7 protein-coding genes are annotated in these 15,303 nt (G+C 63.9%); 2 read left to right on the top strand and 5 right to left on the bottom strand.

The features are described 5' to 3' along the window. The coding region (locus tag KBA48_RS09425; protein WP_292905543.1) for an Ig-like domain-containing protein at positions 1-3,794 on the top strand (3,794 nt) is incomplete at its 5' end. A 153-nt stretch (positions 3,795-3,947) separates the two neighbouring features. Here the strand turns inward: KBA48_RS09425 and KBA48_RS09420 are convergent. Both KBA48_RS09420 and KBA48_RS09415 read right to left on the bottom strand, forming a co-directional pair. Then, entirely contained in the window at positions 3,948-6,632 is a 2,685-nt protein-coding gene (locus KBA48_RS09420) for a glycoside hydrolase family 2 TIM barrel-domain containing protein (RefSeq protein WP_292905541.1), read from the bottom strand. A gap of 108 nt (positions 6,633-6,740) precedes the next feature. Further along, the gene (locus KBA48_RS09415; protein ID WP_292905539.1) at positions 6,741-9,020 is read right to left on the bottom strand and encodes a TonB-dependent receptor; all 2,280 of its coding nucleotides are present in this window, start codon (positions 9,018-9,020) and stop codon (positions 6,741-6,743) included. Positions 9,021-9,699: 679 nt separating this feature from the next. On the opposite strand from KBA48_RS09415, the gene uxuA reads away from it, so the two are divergent. Further along, the gene (gene uxuA / locus KBA48_RS09410; protein WP_367273826.1) at positions 9,700-10,899 is read left to right on the top strand and encodes a mannonate dehydratase; all 1,200 of its coding nucleotides are present in this window, start codon (positions 9,700-9,702) and stop codon (positions 10,897-10,899) included. A gap of 219 nt (positions 10,900-11,118) precedes the next feature. Here the strand turns inward: uxuA and KBA48_RS09405 are convergent, their stop codons facing one another. Genes KBA48_RS09405 through KBA48_RS09395 form a run of 3 tightly spaced genes read right to left on the bottom strand, consistent with a single transcriptional unit; the run spans position 11,119 to position 15,023 of the window. Further along, positions 11,119-11,601 (bottom strand): cupin domain-containing protein, encoded by a 483-nt coding sequence (locus tag KBA48_RS09405; RefSeq protein WP_292905537.1) that lies wholly within the window; start codon positions 11,599-11,601, stop codon positions 11,119-11,121. Further along, positions 11,598-12,773 (bottom strand): MFS transporter, encoded by a 1,176-nt coding sequence (locus KBA48_RS09400; RefSeq protein ID WP_292905535.1) that lies wholly within the window; start codon positions 12,771-12,773, stop codon positions 11,598-11,600. The genes KBA48_RS09405 and KBA48_RS09400 overlap by 4 nt, the downstream gene beginning before the upstream one ends. A 6-nt stretch (positions 12,774-12,779) precedes the next feature. Then, positions 12,780-15,023, bottom strand: coding sequence for a TonB-dependent receptor (locus tag KBA48_RS09395; RefSeq protein WP_292905533.1), 2,244 nt, complete (start codon positions 15,021-15,023; stop codon positions 12,780-12,782). Positions 15,024-15,303 lie beyond the last annotated feature (280 nt).

Here is a 15,303-nt window from a genome sequence, read left to right as displayed (position 1 = left end):
CGACGGCACCCGGCGCACCGGTCATCACCTCGCTTGATCTCACCAATGACGGCACGCCGGCCATCACCGGCACGGCGGAAGCGGGCGCCACCATCACCCTGACCATCGGCGGGGCCACCTATACCACCACGGCCACCGGCGGAAACTGGACCATCGATACCGGCACGGCCACCCCGACCAGCGGCTCCCTGTCGTTGAATACCAACGGCACCAATGCCATCTCCGTCACGGCCACCGATGCCGCCAGCAACGTATCGACCCCCGGCACCCAGACGCTGACCATCGACACCACGCCACCCGGCGCGCCGGTCGTCACCTCGTCCGCCATCACCAACAGCAGCACGCCGGTCATCACCGGCACCGCGGAGGCCGGTGCCACCATCACCCTGACCGTCGGCGGCGCCACCTACACCACCACCGCCACCGGTGGAAACTGGTCCATCGATACCGGCACGGCCACCCCGACAGCGGGCAGCCTGTCGCTGAATTCCAACGGTGCCAACCCGATCTCCGTCACGGCCACCGATGCCGCCAGCAACGTGTCGTCCCCCGGCACCCAGTCGCTGACCATCGACACGACGGCACCCGGCGCACCGGTCATCACCTCTTCCGCCCTGACCAATGACGGCACGCCGCTGATCACCGGCACGGCGGAAGCCGGTACCACCATCACCCTGACCATCGGCGGGGCCACCTACACCACCACGGCAACGGGCGGAAACTGGTCCATCGATATCGGCACCGCCAACCCGATCAGCGGTTCCCTGTCGTTGAACACCAATGGCAACAACAGCGTTTCGGTCACCGCGACCGATGCGGCCGACAATGTGTCCGGTGCGGGCACCCAGACGCTGACCATCGATACCACCGCCCCCGGCACACCCGTCATCACCTCCACCGGCCCGACCAACGACAGCACCCCGGTGATCACCGGCACGGCAGAGGCGGGCGCCACCATCACGCTGACCATCGGCGGTGCCACCTACACCACCACGGCCACCGGCGGAAACTGGTCCATCGACACCGGCACGGCCACGCCGACCAGCGGCACCCTGTCGTTGAACGGCAATGGCAACAACAGCGTGTCCGTCACGGCCAAGGATGCGTCGGGCAACGTTTCCGCCCCCGCCACCCAGACGCTGGCCATCGACACCACCGCCCCCGGCACGCCCGTCATCACCTCCCCGGCGCTGACCAATGACAATACGCCCGTCATTGCCGGCACGGCGGAGGCCGGCAGCGTCGTCACCGTGACCATCGGCGGTGCCACCTACACCACCACGGTCACGGACGGGGCCTGGTCCATCGACACCGGGACAGCCACGCCGACCAGCGGCAGCCTGTCGCTCAAACCCGATGGTGACAATGCCGTCACGGTGACGGCGACGGACGCGTCCGGCAACATCTCCGGACCCGGCAGCCAGACCCTGATCATCGACAGCACCGCGCCGACGGCGCCCGGCGTCAACCCCGTGGCCCCCGGCGACAACACCCCCGCCATCACCGGCACGGCGGAAGAGGGAAGCATCGTCACCGTCACGGTGGGCGGCGCCACCTACAGCACGGTGGCGACCGGCGGCGTCTGGACGGTGGATCTGGCCACGGCCACCCCGGTTTCCGGGACACTGTCGCTCAACCCCAAGGGCGACAACGCCATCACGGCCATCGCGACCGATGCGGCCGGCAATGTCTCCGCCCCGGGCAACGGCAATGTGGTTATCGACGCCACGCCGCCCGAGGCCCCGACAATCTCCTCGGCGGCCAGCACGGGCGATCCCACACCGCTGATCACAGGTACGGCGGAGGCGGGCGCCACCGTCACCGTCACGGTGGGCGGCGCCACCTATACAACCGTCGCCACGCAGGGCACCTGGTCCATCGACCTGGGGACGGACATGCCGGCATCGGGCACATTGTCGCTCGACGTGAATGGCGCCAATGCCATCACGGCGACGGCAACCGATACCGCCGGCAATGTCTCCGCCCCCGGCAACCAGTCTCTGATCATCGACACCACGGCCCCGACCGGGGTCACCGTGGCTTTCGAGGACACGACCATCGATGCCGGCGAGCAGGTGAATGTCGCCTTCACCATCGCCGGGGCGGAACCGGGCGCCAGCTATGTCTGGACCATCACCTCTGCCGGTGGCGGTTCGATCAGCGGCAGCGGCGTGCTGACGGCGGCCGATGCCCGCATCGGCGGTCTGAACCTGTCCAGCCTTGGTGACGGGGCGCTCAGCCTGATGGTCACCGTGACGGACGCCGTCGGCAACGTCTCGCCCGCCTTCACCGCCGCCGCCACCAAGGTGCAGGTGACGCCGGAGAAGCCGGTGCCGGAGGTCCCGCCGCCGGCGGAGAATATCGACGGCGCCCTGGTGGAGGGCAGCACCGCCGTCCTGCCCGACGGCACCCAGGTCAGCACCGTCGTGATCGTCGCCCCGACCGAAAGCCGGCAGGAAGACCCCAACACCCCCAACCAGAATCTGGCCGATGTGCCGGTGGTGCGGGAACGGATGCTGGACCCGGTGACCGGCCAGGTCAGCACGGTGACGACGCTGAGCGTGGGTGTGCCGATCGGGGTCAATGTCTCCAGTTCGGGCAATTCGACCCGCACGACCGGGGCGCAGTCGCTGAGCGACCTGATCCGCGAGATCGAACAGCGCACCGATGCGGGCACCGAATCCCGCACCGACCTGACGGGCGGCGGCACCGGCTTCCTGTCGATCCTGCCGCAGGACAGCGCCCTGCTGGTCCGCAGTATCGACCTGTCGGGTGATGGCGACACCAACCAGCCCGACGGCAGCACCGTCCAGGTCTCCGGCAACACGCTGAGCGGTTCCCTGCCCACCGCCATCGTGCTGAACACCAGCGCCGTCCACACGCCGATCACGGTCGACGTCAATAATGTGGAGTTCATTGCCGTGATCGGGCAGGCCACCTTGTTGGGTGGCGAGGGCAATCAGGCGGTCTATGGCGACACCAGCAGCCAGGTCATGATCCTGGGTCCCGGCGACGACCTGTTGTCGGGCGGTGGCGGCAACGACACCGTCGCATCGACCCTGGGCAATGACACGCTGATGGGCGATGCCGGCGACGATGTCGTGCATGGCGGTGAAGGCGACGACTGGGTGCTGGGTGGCGACGACAATGATCTGGTCGGTGGCGGCCCCGGCAACGATCATGGTTTCGGCGGCACCGGCAACGACACCGTGTTCGGCGAAGCGGGCGACGACATCCTTACCGGCAACGAAGGCAACGACACCGTCGATGGCGGTATCGGCAACGACACGCTGTTCGGCGAGGATGGTGACGATCTGCTGCATGGCGACGCCGGCGACGACATCCTGGTCGGTGGGGCCGGCAACGATACCGCCATCGGCGGCAGCGGTGACGACCTGATCGGCCTTGGTGCGGGCAACGATATCGGCGTCGGCGAGGCCGGCAACGATATCCTGTTCGGCGAAGAGGGCGATGACACGCTGTTCGGCGGTGAAGGCGACGATGTCATCAATGGCGGAGCCGGGAACGACCTGATCTTCGCCGATGGTGGCGCCGACACAGTGTGGGGCGGCGAAGGGGCCGACACCTTCGCTATCGGCCGCAAGTCCGGCGGCACGATCATCGCCGACTTCACCGTCGGGGTTGATCACCTGGCCCTCTATGAGGAGGTCGAGGATCTGGCCGGCATCCTGTCCACGGCGACCATGGTCGATGGCAACACCATCCTGACCCTGGTCGGCGGTGGCACGGTCACCCTTGTCGGAGTGACGGCCGACGTCGCGACCTTGTTCTGAACGGTTCCGCGCTGTTGCCAAGGTCAGGGTCTTGACCTTGGCAACAGCACCGATGGTGGAGGCACAAAAAGCTGGAGCGTATTTCCGGTCGTCGGAAATACGCTCCAGTCGTTACACGGCAATCGATTGGGACCTTCCAGCCCCGGACCGGTCCTATTTCCGCTCCACCTCCACCGCCGAGACGATGGCCTGTCCCTTGGTCGGCGCGAAGTGCAGGACCAGATGTCCATCCTTGACCTTGACCGTGAAGTCCCGCTTCACCAGGGTCATCGGCGCCCCTGCGGCGGCGGCGATATCCAGGGAACGCAGCTTCCTTTCACCATTGGCGATAACGTCGAACTGCCGTTCCCCCGCGGCGGCTGAGGGCTCGATGAAAGACAGGGTGACCTGATAGCTTCCATCCTTCAGCGGCAGGCGATAGGTGAAGTCCCCCTCGCGATAGCTTGAGACCAGTGCCGTATCGGCCGTGCCATTCACCGCCTTTTTGGGACGCGGAGGACCATAGCCGCTGGGGGGCTGCACATTGCCGGCAGTACCCCCGGTGAAGAAGGCATCCGAACCGAACCGGCCGCCCGCGCTTTCGGCGGCGACCAGCGCACCGCTGTCGATACGATAGGCCCGCGCGGCCCCCGCCTCCAGGGTCCAGCTTACATTGTCCTTGACCTGGCTGTCGGCGAACAGGCCAACGGCCGTCACCTCGTTGCCGCCTTCATCCAACTGCACATTTTCCCAGATGCAGATCTTCTGGGGGCAGTCCTTGCGGACACCCAATGCCCGCCCGTTCAGGTGCAGCTCCGTCGACGGGGCGTTGCTATAGACCCGGATATGCGTGACCGGATAGGCCCGGTTTACATAGCGGCGGCCGGTGATATGGACGGTCGGCGCCGGGTTCCAATTGGCCTTGTAGAAGAAGAAGGCGTCCTTCTTGACCTTGCGGTCATAGGTGACCAGACCCTTGGTATTGATGTCCTCCGCATCGCCTTCCTTGCGGACCAGCGTGGCGAAGTCAAAGGCGTTCCAGAGCCAGGTCGCCCAAAGGTCGGTGCGCTGCCCCAGAACAGCCCAGGTCTGCTCATGGAAATAGCTGAGATATTCCTCGGGCTGGTCGCGGCCGCGTGCATCCACGGGGCCACCCAGAGGATCATCCGTGTGGATCGTCACCGCGCCACCGGCCCCATATTCAGTGATGGAAAGCGGTTGATCGGGCCGGGCGGACCGCAGCGCGGCGATATTCGACGCAAGGTCGGCGGGCTTGCCGTAGTACCAGCCGAAATAACGGTTCGCACCGCCCAGATCCGCCTCTGACGCCACGAGTGGAATCTCCGCGTCACCGAACATGCCGCCTTCGCAGCAGGTGGCCAGCGTCGTCGGGCGGCTGGGGTCGGTGGAGGCGCTCAACGCCCGCAGTTCCCGCAACAGCGGCGCCGGATCGGAACCAGAGGTGATGCCGATGAAGGGGGCCACCGGGGTGGACCCGAAATCGACCTCGTTGGCGATGCCCCAGGTAACGACGGCGGCATGGTTCTGGTTCTGCTTGATCAATTCCAGCAATTGCTGGCGTGCATTTGCAATCAGACCGTCCGTCGCCACCATTTTACCGGGTGGGGTCCAAGCGGAAACCAGCGGAATTTCATCCCACAGGATCAGCCCATACCGGTCTGCCAGTTCATGGATCGTGGGACCATGCTGGTAATGGGTCAGCCGGATGGTGTTGGCCCCCATCTCGCGGATGATCTCGACATCGGTCGCGATATCCTGCTCATCCATGGCCCAGCCCTTGCCCTCCAGGTCCTGATGCAGGCCGACACCATGCAGGCGGACCGGCTTGCCGTTCAGGATCAGGCCCTTGTCGGCATCGACCCGGACCTCGCGGATCCCGAACTTCTGTGTCACGCGGTCCAGGACACGGCCGCTCGTATCCTGGAATTCCACCACCAGATCATAGAGATAGGGATCGGCGGTGCCCTGCCACAACCGGGCGTTCGTCACGGACAAGGGCTGGTCCAGCGTGACGGTGCCGGCGGACGCCAGACGGGTGGTCTGCGTCCCCTCCGCTACCGTGCGGCCGTCCGCGTCAACCAGCTTCGTGATGATGGTGACCTTTGCCTTGCGGCTGCCGCTGTTACGCGCATGGATGGCGACCTGGACCTGGGCGCTGGTCCCGTCCACGGCCTTGGTGGTCGCATAGATGCCGGGGCCACCATGGTCCAGCATGTCGGCATGGATATCACCGGTCGCGATCAGCGCGACGTTGCGATAAATGCCGCCATGCACAAAGAAATCACCGGCCAGGGGCAGGATATCGGCCGTCGACGTACCGGGCGCCGGCTTGCTGTTGTCCGCCTTCACAACCAGCAGGTTTGCCTGTCCGGGCTTCAGGGCGGCGGTGGCATCCAGGCGGAACCGGGAGAAACCACCCTCATGCCGGCCCAGATATTGCCCGTTCAGCCAGATATCCGCCCGCCGGCTGACGGCATCGAACTGCAGCCATGCCCGCTTGCCCTTGAAGTCCGATGACGGCGTGAAGGACAGGCGATACCAGCCCGTACCCTGCGTCTTTTCTAGCGTCTCCGGTCTATTGATCCGGGTGGGGGACGCGGTCTTGTAGAACCCGACCCGGTTCCAGGTATGGGGGACGGCGACGGTGGACCAGCCGGCATCGGGAAAATCGACCTTCTCCGCGCCCGCCGCATCACCCAGACGGAAACGCCACCCGTCCTTCAGCGCCATCGTGATCCGCGGATCGGCCTTCTCGGCCGCCGCCCCCCAGGCAACGCCGGGGAACGTCCCCAGCGCAATGGCGGCAGCGACGGTCGTAGCGAACAGAATGTGCTTCATCGGGAACCTTCAAGCTGGTGGTTATACCACCGGGCATCATTCATGACCGGTGGTACGGTGGCGACCGCCGCCGCGTGAAGCCAAGCCAAGGGATGGTGGAATGCCGGATCAATATTTGACCGTGAAGCGGCCCCCGAGATAGCGGCTTGCATCGCGCGCCCGCCGTCCCCGCAGGTCGATAACCGCGGAAGGATTCGGGTATGGGTTGGCGGACAAACCGTTTGTCAGATCATTCACGCTGGCGAAGTAATGCTTGTCAAACAGGTTGCGGGCAAACAGCGTCAGCCGGTAGCGGCCTTCGGCCTTGTCTTCGAAGGCGATGCTGACATTGGTGATCCCGTAGGAGTCCTGCACCGTATTCGGGTTGCCCCGCAGATCGAAATTGACGTCGCTCTGCCATGCATAGTTGACATTGACGGTGCTGGTGAAGGGCAGGTCACCCAATGGCAGTTCCAGGTCGGCGCCGACATTGAACTTCCATTCCGGGGAATTGGCGAGACGGTGACCCGCCAGGTCCTGCGCCCGGCCGCCGGTGGGCCGGGGCGTGCATCCTTGCGCCGCCGTCTGCCCGAAATAGCATTCGGCATTGGGGAATGACCGGATCACGGCATCAACATAAGCGATGCTGCCATTGAGCGTCAGATTGTCGGTGGCCAGCCAGGACCCTTCGGCCTCCACCCCCTTGGTCCGCAGCTTGCCGACATTGGCCAGGAACAGGCTGCCGCCAAACTCCGCCACCTGGGACTGGGCCTGGAAGTCGTTATAGTCGGTCAGGAAGCCGGTCAGGCTCAACCGGGCGCGACGATCCAGGAAGCTGCCCTTCATGCCCAGTTCATAACTGTTGGACGTTTCCGGGCGCACCGGGTTGCGCGCCGGGTTGGTGGGCGTGGTGAAGGAAGAGGTCAGGTCGAAAGCCTGCCCCTTGTAGCCGCGGGCATAGGTGGCGAATGCCATGACATCATCGGTAATGTCCTGCTGGATGCCTGCCTTTCCGGTCACAACCGTGTCGTGGGAGGAACCGCTGGTATTGAAGGGCGGGTTGCCGCCGCTATTGTTGTAACGATCATAGGTGAAGCTGATATCTTCCCGGCTCCAGCGCAGACCGCCGATCAATTTTGTGCCGGGAACGATGGCGTAATCGGCCTGACCAAAAATCGCATAGGCTTTGGAACCCGTCTCCCCCCGCCAATCACCGGGCTGCGCCGGGCCGGTACGGGTGAAACGGCGCGTATAGGTATTGTCGGCATAATAAAGACCAGTGACATATTGCAGGTCGCCCGCTGTCGAGGATGACAGCCGCAACTCGTTGCTGAACGTGTCCCCACGGAAGAAACCGAACTGGGTCAGGCCGTTGGGCTGGCCCAGCAGGGGGCCGCTGGTACCGTCGAAATCCGCAAGGTCATTAGCGAAATAATGGCCACGGGCGGTGACATTGGTCAGGACATGGTCATCCAGATACAGGTTGAGCTTGAGGCTGGCGCCATAATCCTTGGCGTCGGAAACCGGATCGGGATCGACCCGCGCCGTGAAATTGTCGGGCCCCGGCGTGATCCCCTCCAACTGCGCGTTGGTGGGAACGCCGAACAGGGTGCGGACGCCGGGCGTCTTCTTCAGCAACACGTAATCGCAGCAATCGGCCTCTGTCTTGGAATAATATCCGGACAGGGTGGCGTCGAAACGGTCGGAGGGCTGCCACAGCAGCTTGGCCCGATAGTTCTCGCTGTCGCGGCCATTGATCATCCGGCCGGTGGCAATGTTTTTGATATTGCCGTCATAACGACCGATGGCAGCGCTGACCCTGAAGCTCAGTTCGTCACTGATCGGGCCGGACAGACCGGCGGAATAGCGCTGTTCGTCATCGTCGGTCACCATGACCTCGGCCGTGCCGCTGAAATGGTCGGTCGGTGCCTTGGTGGTGATGTTGATGACACCGGCGGAGGCGGACTTTCCGAAAAGCGTGCTCTGGGGACCGCGCAGCACTTCGATGCGCTCGATATCCTGCAGGTCGTTGAAGCCCTGACCGGACAGGCCAGTCGCCACATCGTCGATCACAACCAGAACAGCCGCTTCCACGCCGATCGAAAAGGCCGAGGTGCCGATGCCGCGCAATATGACGGAGTTGTTGTTCTGATCACCGCCCTGGGTCACGGTCAGGCTGGGCGAGAGCTGGGTCAGATCCTGCAATCTGCTGCCGCCGACATTGGCCAGGGCGTCGGCCCCGACGACGCTCATCGCCACCGGTACGTCCTGCGCGCTCTGCTGCCGCTTCTGCGCGGTAACAACAATCTCCTGCAGAACGAGTTCGGTGCCGCCGGCGGATTCCTGGGCGATAACCGGCGTCGCCAGCCCCAGAATGGCCAGGGCGGAACACATCATCGGACGGACCATTTTTCACTCCCTCACGTTTTTTTCTGAAGATGACGACAGCAGTCGCCGTTGACGGCCGCGCAGCCGGCCCATGCCTGCATGAAGGCGGTACGTAGGCGACGACAGGGGCAGCAGCACGAAGTGCCGGCCCTCCGGCCCCGTTCCCAACCATTGTTCAGCTTGCGATGATCCCCACGCCCCGGCGCGGAATGTTGAGACTGCGTAACTGGCATTACCAATAAGGCTCAATCTTCCCGGCCGTCAAGAACGGGAGAGCAAGCCGGACCAGCAGCGCCAGCCTATGAAGGGGAGGGAAAGTCAGAAAATAAAATCCAATTAAAACAATAAATTATATAGTTTTATCAACAGCGGGCGGGAGGGTAAATGCCAACATATCAGTTCCAGTGATAGGAGGTATTGGAAACTAGGCGATATCAAACCGATGTCCGACACCTGGAGAGAAACTGGTCAGATATGAAAAGGTCTTTGATTCATACGGAGCAGCAGCCCGCGCGACACGATCGCCCGGTTCCGCCCCTTACTCCGGCGTATAATTTGGCCTTACCAATTTTGTTGATTTTCATGATGGCAGTGGTAATCAGTCGCCGATGTCCGTCGCAATCATCGGCAATGTCAGTTCGATTGACATGCATCTGGCCCACGAAGTGCCTGACGGATGCCCGTGCAGAGGAATTCCAGAATGCTCATGACGCAAACGATGCGCTGGTTCGGTCCCAACGACCCGGTTCGTTTGACCGATATCCGCCAATCGGGTGCCACCGGCATCGTGACCGCTCTCCACGAGGTCCCGAACGGCACCACATGGACCGTGGACAGCATCCTGGCGCGCAAACGCCTGATCGAAGCCGCCGGCCTGTCGTGGGACGTGGTGGAAAGCGTGCCGGTGCATGAAGGCATCAAGACCCGCACCGGGAACTGGGCACAATTGATCGATGCCTATTGTCAGACCCTGCGGAACCTCGGGTCCTGTGGCATCCGGGTTGTGACCTATAATTTCATGCCGCTTCTGGATTGGACACGAACGGACCTCGCCTATGCGATGCCCGATGGCGCGCGCGCCCTGCGGTTTGACTGGGACGCCGTCGCCGCCTACGACCAGTTCATCCTGAAGCGGCCGGGTGCGGAGGCGGATTATTCGCCCGATGTCCGTCAGCGTGCGGCCCATCTGTTCGCCGGGATGACGGAGGAACAGCGCCTGACGCTTGAACGCACCATCATTGCCGGTCTGCCGGGCAGCGAGGAAAGCTTCAGTTCCGGGCAGTTCCTGGAAGCGATCCAGACCTATTCGGATATCGATGCCGGCCAGTTGCGCCGCAATCACCAGTATTTTCTCGACGCTGTGTGCCCGACGGCGGAGGAGTGGGGGATACAACTGGTCGTCCACCCGGATGACCCGCCCTTTCCCATTTTTGGTCTTCCCCGCGTGGTCAGCACGGAGGCCGACGTCACGGCCCTTTTCGAGAAGGTGCCCAGCGTCGCGAACGGCCTGTGCTTCTGCGCGGGTTCGTTTGGCGCCCGCGCGGAAAATGATCTTCCCGGCATGATCCGGCGGCTGGGCCAGCGTATCGGCTTCGTCCATCTGCGGTCGGTGCAGCGGGAAGCGGACGGCAAATCATTCCATGAAGCAGCCCACCTGGAGGGCGATGCCAACATGGCGGCGATCGTCACCGCCATCTGTGAGATTTCGGAAATGCAGGGGCGCAGCATCCCCATGCGACCCGACCATGGCCATCAGATCCTGGATGATCTGAACCGCGTCACCAATCCCGGATATTCCCTGCTGGGGCGTATGCGCGGCCTGGCGGAGCTGCGCGGGCTGGAGCGCGGGATACGCTTTCGCGCCGGCCTGTCCTGTTATACCAGCAGCTTGAAAGAGTGACCGAGGGTCACTCTTTCAAGCCCGCACGTGCGGCGCGGCGCCAGTCGGCGTCGTACCGACGGTCAAACAGTTCGACCGTCGATCTTAGGGGATGTCTGATTTAGGGTGGAACATTCACCCACCGCCTTCCCCTTGATGACCGGGGGAGACGGTGCGGGAAAACAGCACGTGACAGGACCGTCACGGCATCCGCCCCAACAAGCGGGCGGTGATCAGGCGTCACGGGTGGATTTCCGGCAGCACCCGGCCCCCCGCCATCACCGGCTTGGCCTCGATCAGGATGAAGGCGATGCGGCAGATCTGGTCGGGCGACGGGTTGCGCCAGAGATGGTTGGTGGCCCGTTGCACCACGATATCGCCGGCCGACAGGGCCGTCACCGATCCGTCATCCAGTTCCAGTTCCAGATTGCCCGACAGGACGATCCCGTAATCGATGGACCATGACCGGTGCAGCGGCGACGCCTTGCCGGGAAGCATATCGACGATCCGGATCACCGATCCGCCCTGCAGCGTCTTGCCCGCCGGCAGCATGCCGTCCGTTCCGTCATTCAGGTCCGCCGGCACCGTGGGTGTGGCCCAGACAAGTTGGAACGCCGCATCGCCACTGTCGATCAGGCTGGGTGTCAATGTATCGACGGCGCGGATGATCGACAGGCCCTGATCATCATGGCCGGTGACGATGCGGCGGAAAGAGGAGGTCATGCAGGACTCCAACGCGAGCGGAACAGCAAAAGCAGCGACAGCAGACCCACCAGCAGCGAGCAGGTCGCAATGACGGGGAAGGCATTGATGGTGCCACCCGTCGCGGCGGCCAGGGCCGGAACCACCAGGGCGGACATGAACTGTCCGATGGCGAAGCTGGACTGCCACAGGCCCATGCCCCGGCCCCGCACCTCGAACGCCAGCGTGGACATGGCCCAGGTCAGCAGCGTGGGCAGCAACAGGCCCGCCGCCATCTGCCCGACAAAGGCGCCCGCGACGAACCATGTCGCATCCGGTGCATGGGCCATGGCGATGAACGCGGCCGCCATCAGCGCGAATTCCAGGCCCAGCAGCAGACGCACATCCCGCCTGGCCACGGTCCAGAAAATCAGGCTGCCCACCGGCGTGCCGATGCTGGCCAAGGCAGAGAACAGGCCGATCCGGGCCGGGTCGGTGACGCCGAAATCGGGCAACACGGTGCTGACATTGATCTGGATCGTATAGAACAGGATAGCCGCCAGGATGGTGGTGACCGAGGTCAGTGCCACATGCCGCCCCGGCAGGGCCGACCAGCCCGGCACCTGCCGCTGCACCCGTGGCGGTTCCCGCACCAGCAGGAACACCCCCAGGGCCATGGGCCAGATCAGCCCATAGATCAGGAACGGCGCCTGCCATCCCTGCCGTCCCAGCAAGCCACCCAGCGCCAGGAACAGCAGGGCGGAAACCGACGCCACAGCCGTCTGTGAGGCCAACCAGCGTTCCCGCGCCCGGCCGGAGAACAGATCCCCGACCAGCGTCGTACACAATGTCATGATCAGCGCTTCGCAGATCCCCACCAGCGCGCGGCTGATCAGGATCTGGTGAATATCCGACAGGATCACAGGCGCCATGCCGGCCAGCCCATAGACCAGCATGGCCCCGATCAACAGCCGCCGCCGCCCCAACCGATCCCCCAGCAGTCCCGCCACGGGGGAGAACAGGGCGATGCACAGCCCGGGCAGGGTCAGAAGGATGGGCACCAGGAATTCCACCCCCGGCACATCCGCAAAGGCCTGCATCATCTGTGGCGCCACCGGCACCAGCAGCAGAATGCCCATCACGGCGGAGGTGGGGGGCAGCAGCAGCGCCAGCCCCTGGGCAAAGCCCGCCTTTACACCCTGTTCCATCATCATCCCCGATCAGAAGCTGACCGAACCGCGCAGCCCGTAGGTGCGGGGCGGGCGCAGGCCGTTATAGACGACGTTCAGGATGGGCCGGGTGGTGGATGTGGAATAGACATCCTTGTCCGTCAGGTTGTTGACATAGCCCGTGACGGACCAGCCCTGCGCCGGTGCCTCCAGCGTCGCCCAAGCATCCGACGTCATGTAGCCGCCCTGGTGCTGTTCGGGACGGTAATCGATGGACAGGAACCGCCCGCTTTCGATGCGGCTGCGCGCGCCCAGGATCAGGTCATGATCGGCCGACAATTCGAACGTATGGCTGTAGCTGAGGTTCAGCGACCATTTCGGTGCATTCACCGCCGCCTTGCCCGAACAATCAACCGTGAACAGCCGGGCCGGTGCCGCCACCGGCAGCGAGGTATTCGGCGTCACCGCACAGCCGCTGGGCAAGGGCGTACCGCCGGCCGAAATGGCGGTATAGACAAAGCTTTTATACTTGCTGTCCATGTACTGAAGATTGATGCCGATCTCGTCGTTCTTGGTCGCCAGGAACTGCGCCTCGACCTCCATGCCATACATGCGGGCCTGACCGACATTGGCCGTCACGGACGCCTGGCCATAGACACCGGGACGAACCTCGACGGGGCCGATATAGCCGATCTGCTGATCCTTATAATCCCACCAGAACGCTTCGGCGTTCAGTTGCAGGCGGTTGTCCATGAACCGGTTCTTGGACCCGACCGTATAGGCCGTCAGCTTTTCCGGATCGAAGCTGTTCTTGCCCACCGCCGGGTAGAAGCCACCCGCCTTGAAGCCGGTCGCGATATTGGCATAGAGCAGCGATTGCGGCCCGGCATCATATTCGATGCCGGCTTTCCAGGTGACGCTGTTGAAATTCTCGTCACCGATGGCGGTCACGAAGGGCGGGTTGGGGTTGCTGACGCTGCTCTGGCGGACAGGGGTCTCCTGCTGCTTATTCTCATGCGTGTAGCGGACACCGGCAACCAGACGCAGCCCCTCGGCGACGTCATAGGTCCCCTGGCCGAACGCGGCCTTGCTGACCAGTTCCTGGTGCGGCATGAAGGTCGTGGTGGACAGCCCGCCCTGGAAGAAGCTGTTCAGCGCATTGACCTCGTCCCGGAACCAGAAGGCGCCAATGACATAGCGGAAGGCGCTGTCCTCAGCCGACGCGAAACGCACCTCCACCGAGCTTTGCTTGGACACTTCCTGTACTCTACCCTGGAAGCCGACGCTGTAGAAAAGGAAGTCCGGGCGGCTGTCGCGATAAGCGGGCAGAACCGTCAGGGTGCCGGCATCGAACTGGTAATCCAGCGTCGCCGTCACGCCCCAGAAGGTATTGTCATTAAAACCATCATCCTTGGGCGGCACCACCAGCCCGGGATTGATCAGGCCCGGGAAACGCAGGCGCAGTTCAGCAATGCTGGCCGTTTCCGATCCGCCGATCCGGTCCTTCACCGCGGGTGCCGTCGGGCTCAGGCTGCCGGGCACCAGGATGCCGCCCACACCCTTGCCACCCTGGTGGAAATAATCGCCCGACAGCAGCAGGCTCAGCCGGTCATCCGGTTCCCACAGCAGCGAGGCGCGGGCCGCCTGGCCTTCCTCATCATCGTAACCATCGGACAGGTAGCCGTTACGGTCCACCACCTGCCCCGCAACACGCAGGGCCAGCGTGTCGCTGACCGGGGTGTTGATCATGCCATTGGCCTTGCGCAGCCTGTAATTGCCGATTTCGAAGCCGGCATCGCCAGCGGTGCGGCTATTGTCGGGCCGGTTGGGGATGACGTTGACGGCGCCGCCAGTGGCGTTGCGGCCATAAAGCGTGCCCTGCGGTCCCTTCAGCACCTCGACACGGGCCAGATCGAAGAAGGTGCCCACCGGCGCCGTGGGCCGACCGATGAAGACGCCGCCATAGTTGAAGGCGATGGCATTTTCAGAGAAGGAATTAGGGCCCAGCGTGCCGACACCGCGCAGATAGAAGCCGGTATTGGACCCGCCGCCCGGCTGTACCACCAGGGCCGGCACCAGCTTGGTCAGGCCCGTCGTATCCGTGACGCCGGCCGTGATCAGATCGTCAGCGGAGACAGCCGACACCGCCACGGCCACCTTCTGCAGGTTCTCCGACCGGCGCTGGGCAGTGACGACAATCTCTTCCAACGTGCCGGTATCGGTGGATTGTGCCTGGACAGGGTAGGCTGCGACGGCGGTCAGGATGGCCGTGGACAACAGCAGGGGGGCACGCATTCTGGCTTCCTCCATGGTTCATCACCCACCACCCGGACAAGGTGGGGGCGTTTCCGGACGTGGCGCCGGATTAGGGATCAGACCGGAAAGTGACGAATGGGGGTGACAGGGTCCGTGCGGACGGTCCTGCCGCGTCGCGGTCATGAAGACTAAAATTTTGCCGCCAATGGCCGCCTTTCGCGGCCCCCTCCCCAAACGCCGACCTTCTGGCCAGTCTGATGTTTTTGGTTAGGCAACCATATCAGCGGCGAATGCATCACCGAAATCGTAATTTCTGATC

The sequence above is a fragment of the Niveispirillum sp. genome, assembly GCF_017996735.1.
Taxonomy (GTDB): domain Bacteria; phylum Pseudomonadota; class Alphaproteobacteria; order Azospirillales; family Azospirillaceae; genus Niveispirillum.
The sequence above is the reverse complement of the archived record's forward strand: the minus strand, read 5'-3'. Positions and strand labels throughout refer to the sequence as shown.

Excerpts from the sequence above, each read along its gene's own strand:
- KBA48_RS09420 (WP_292905541.1), bottom strand. The coding sequence starts at position 6,632 with ATGAAGCACATTCTGTTCGCTACGACCGTCGCTGCCGCCATTGCGCTG.
- KBA48_RS09415 (WP_292905539.1), bottom strand. The coding sequence starts at position 9,020 with ATGGTCCGTCCGATGATGTGTTCCGCCCTGGCCATTCTGGGGCTGGCG.
- uxuA (WP_367273826.1), top strand. The coding sequence starts at position 9,700 with ATGCTCATGACGCAAACGATGCGCTGGTTCGGTCCCAACGACCCGGTT.
- KBA48_RS09405 (WP_292905537.1), bottom strand. The coding sequence starts at position 11,601 with ATGACCTCCTCTTTCCGCCGCATCGTCACCGGCCATGATGATCAGGGC.
- KBA48_RS09400 (WP_292905535.1), bottom strand. The coding sequence starts at position 12,773 with ATGATGATGGAACAGGGTGTAAAGGCGGGCTTTGCCCAGGGGCTGGCG.
- KBA48_RS09395 (WP_292905533.1), bottom strand. The coding sequence starts at position 15,023 with ATGCGTGCCCCCCTGCTGTTGTCCACGGCCATCCTGACCGCCGTCGCA.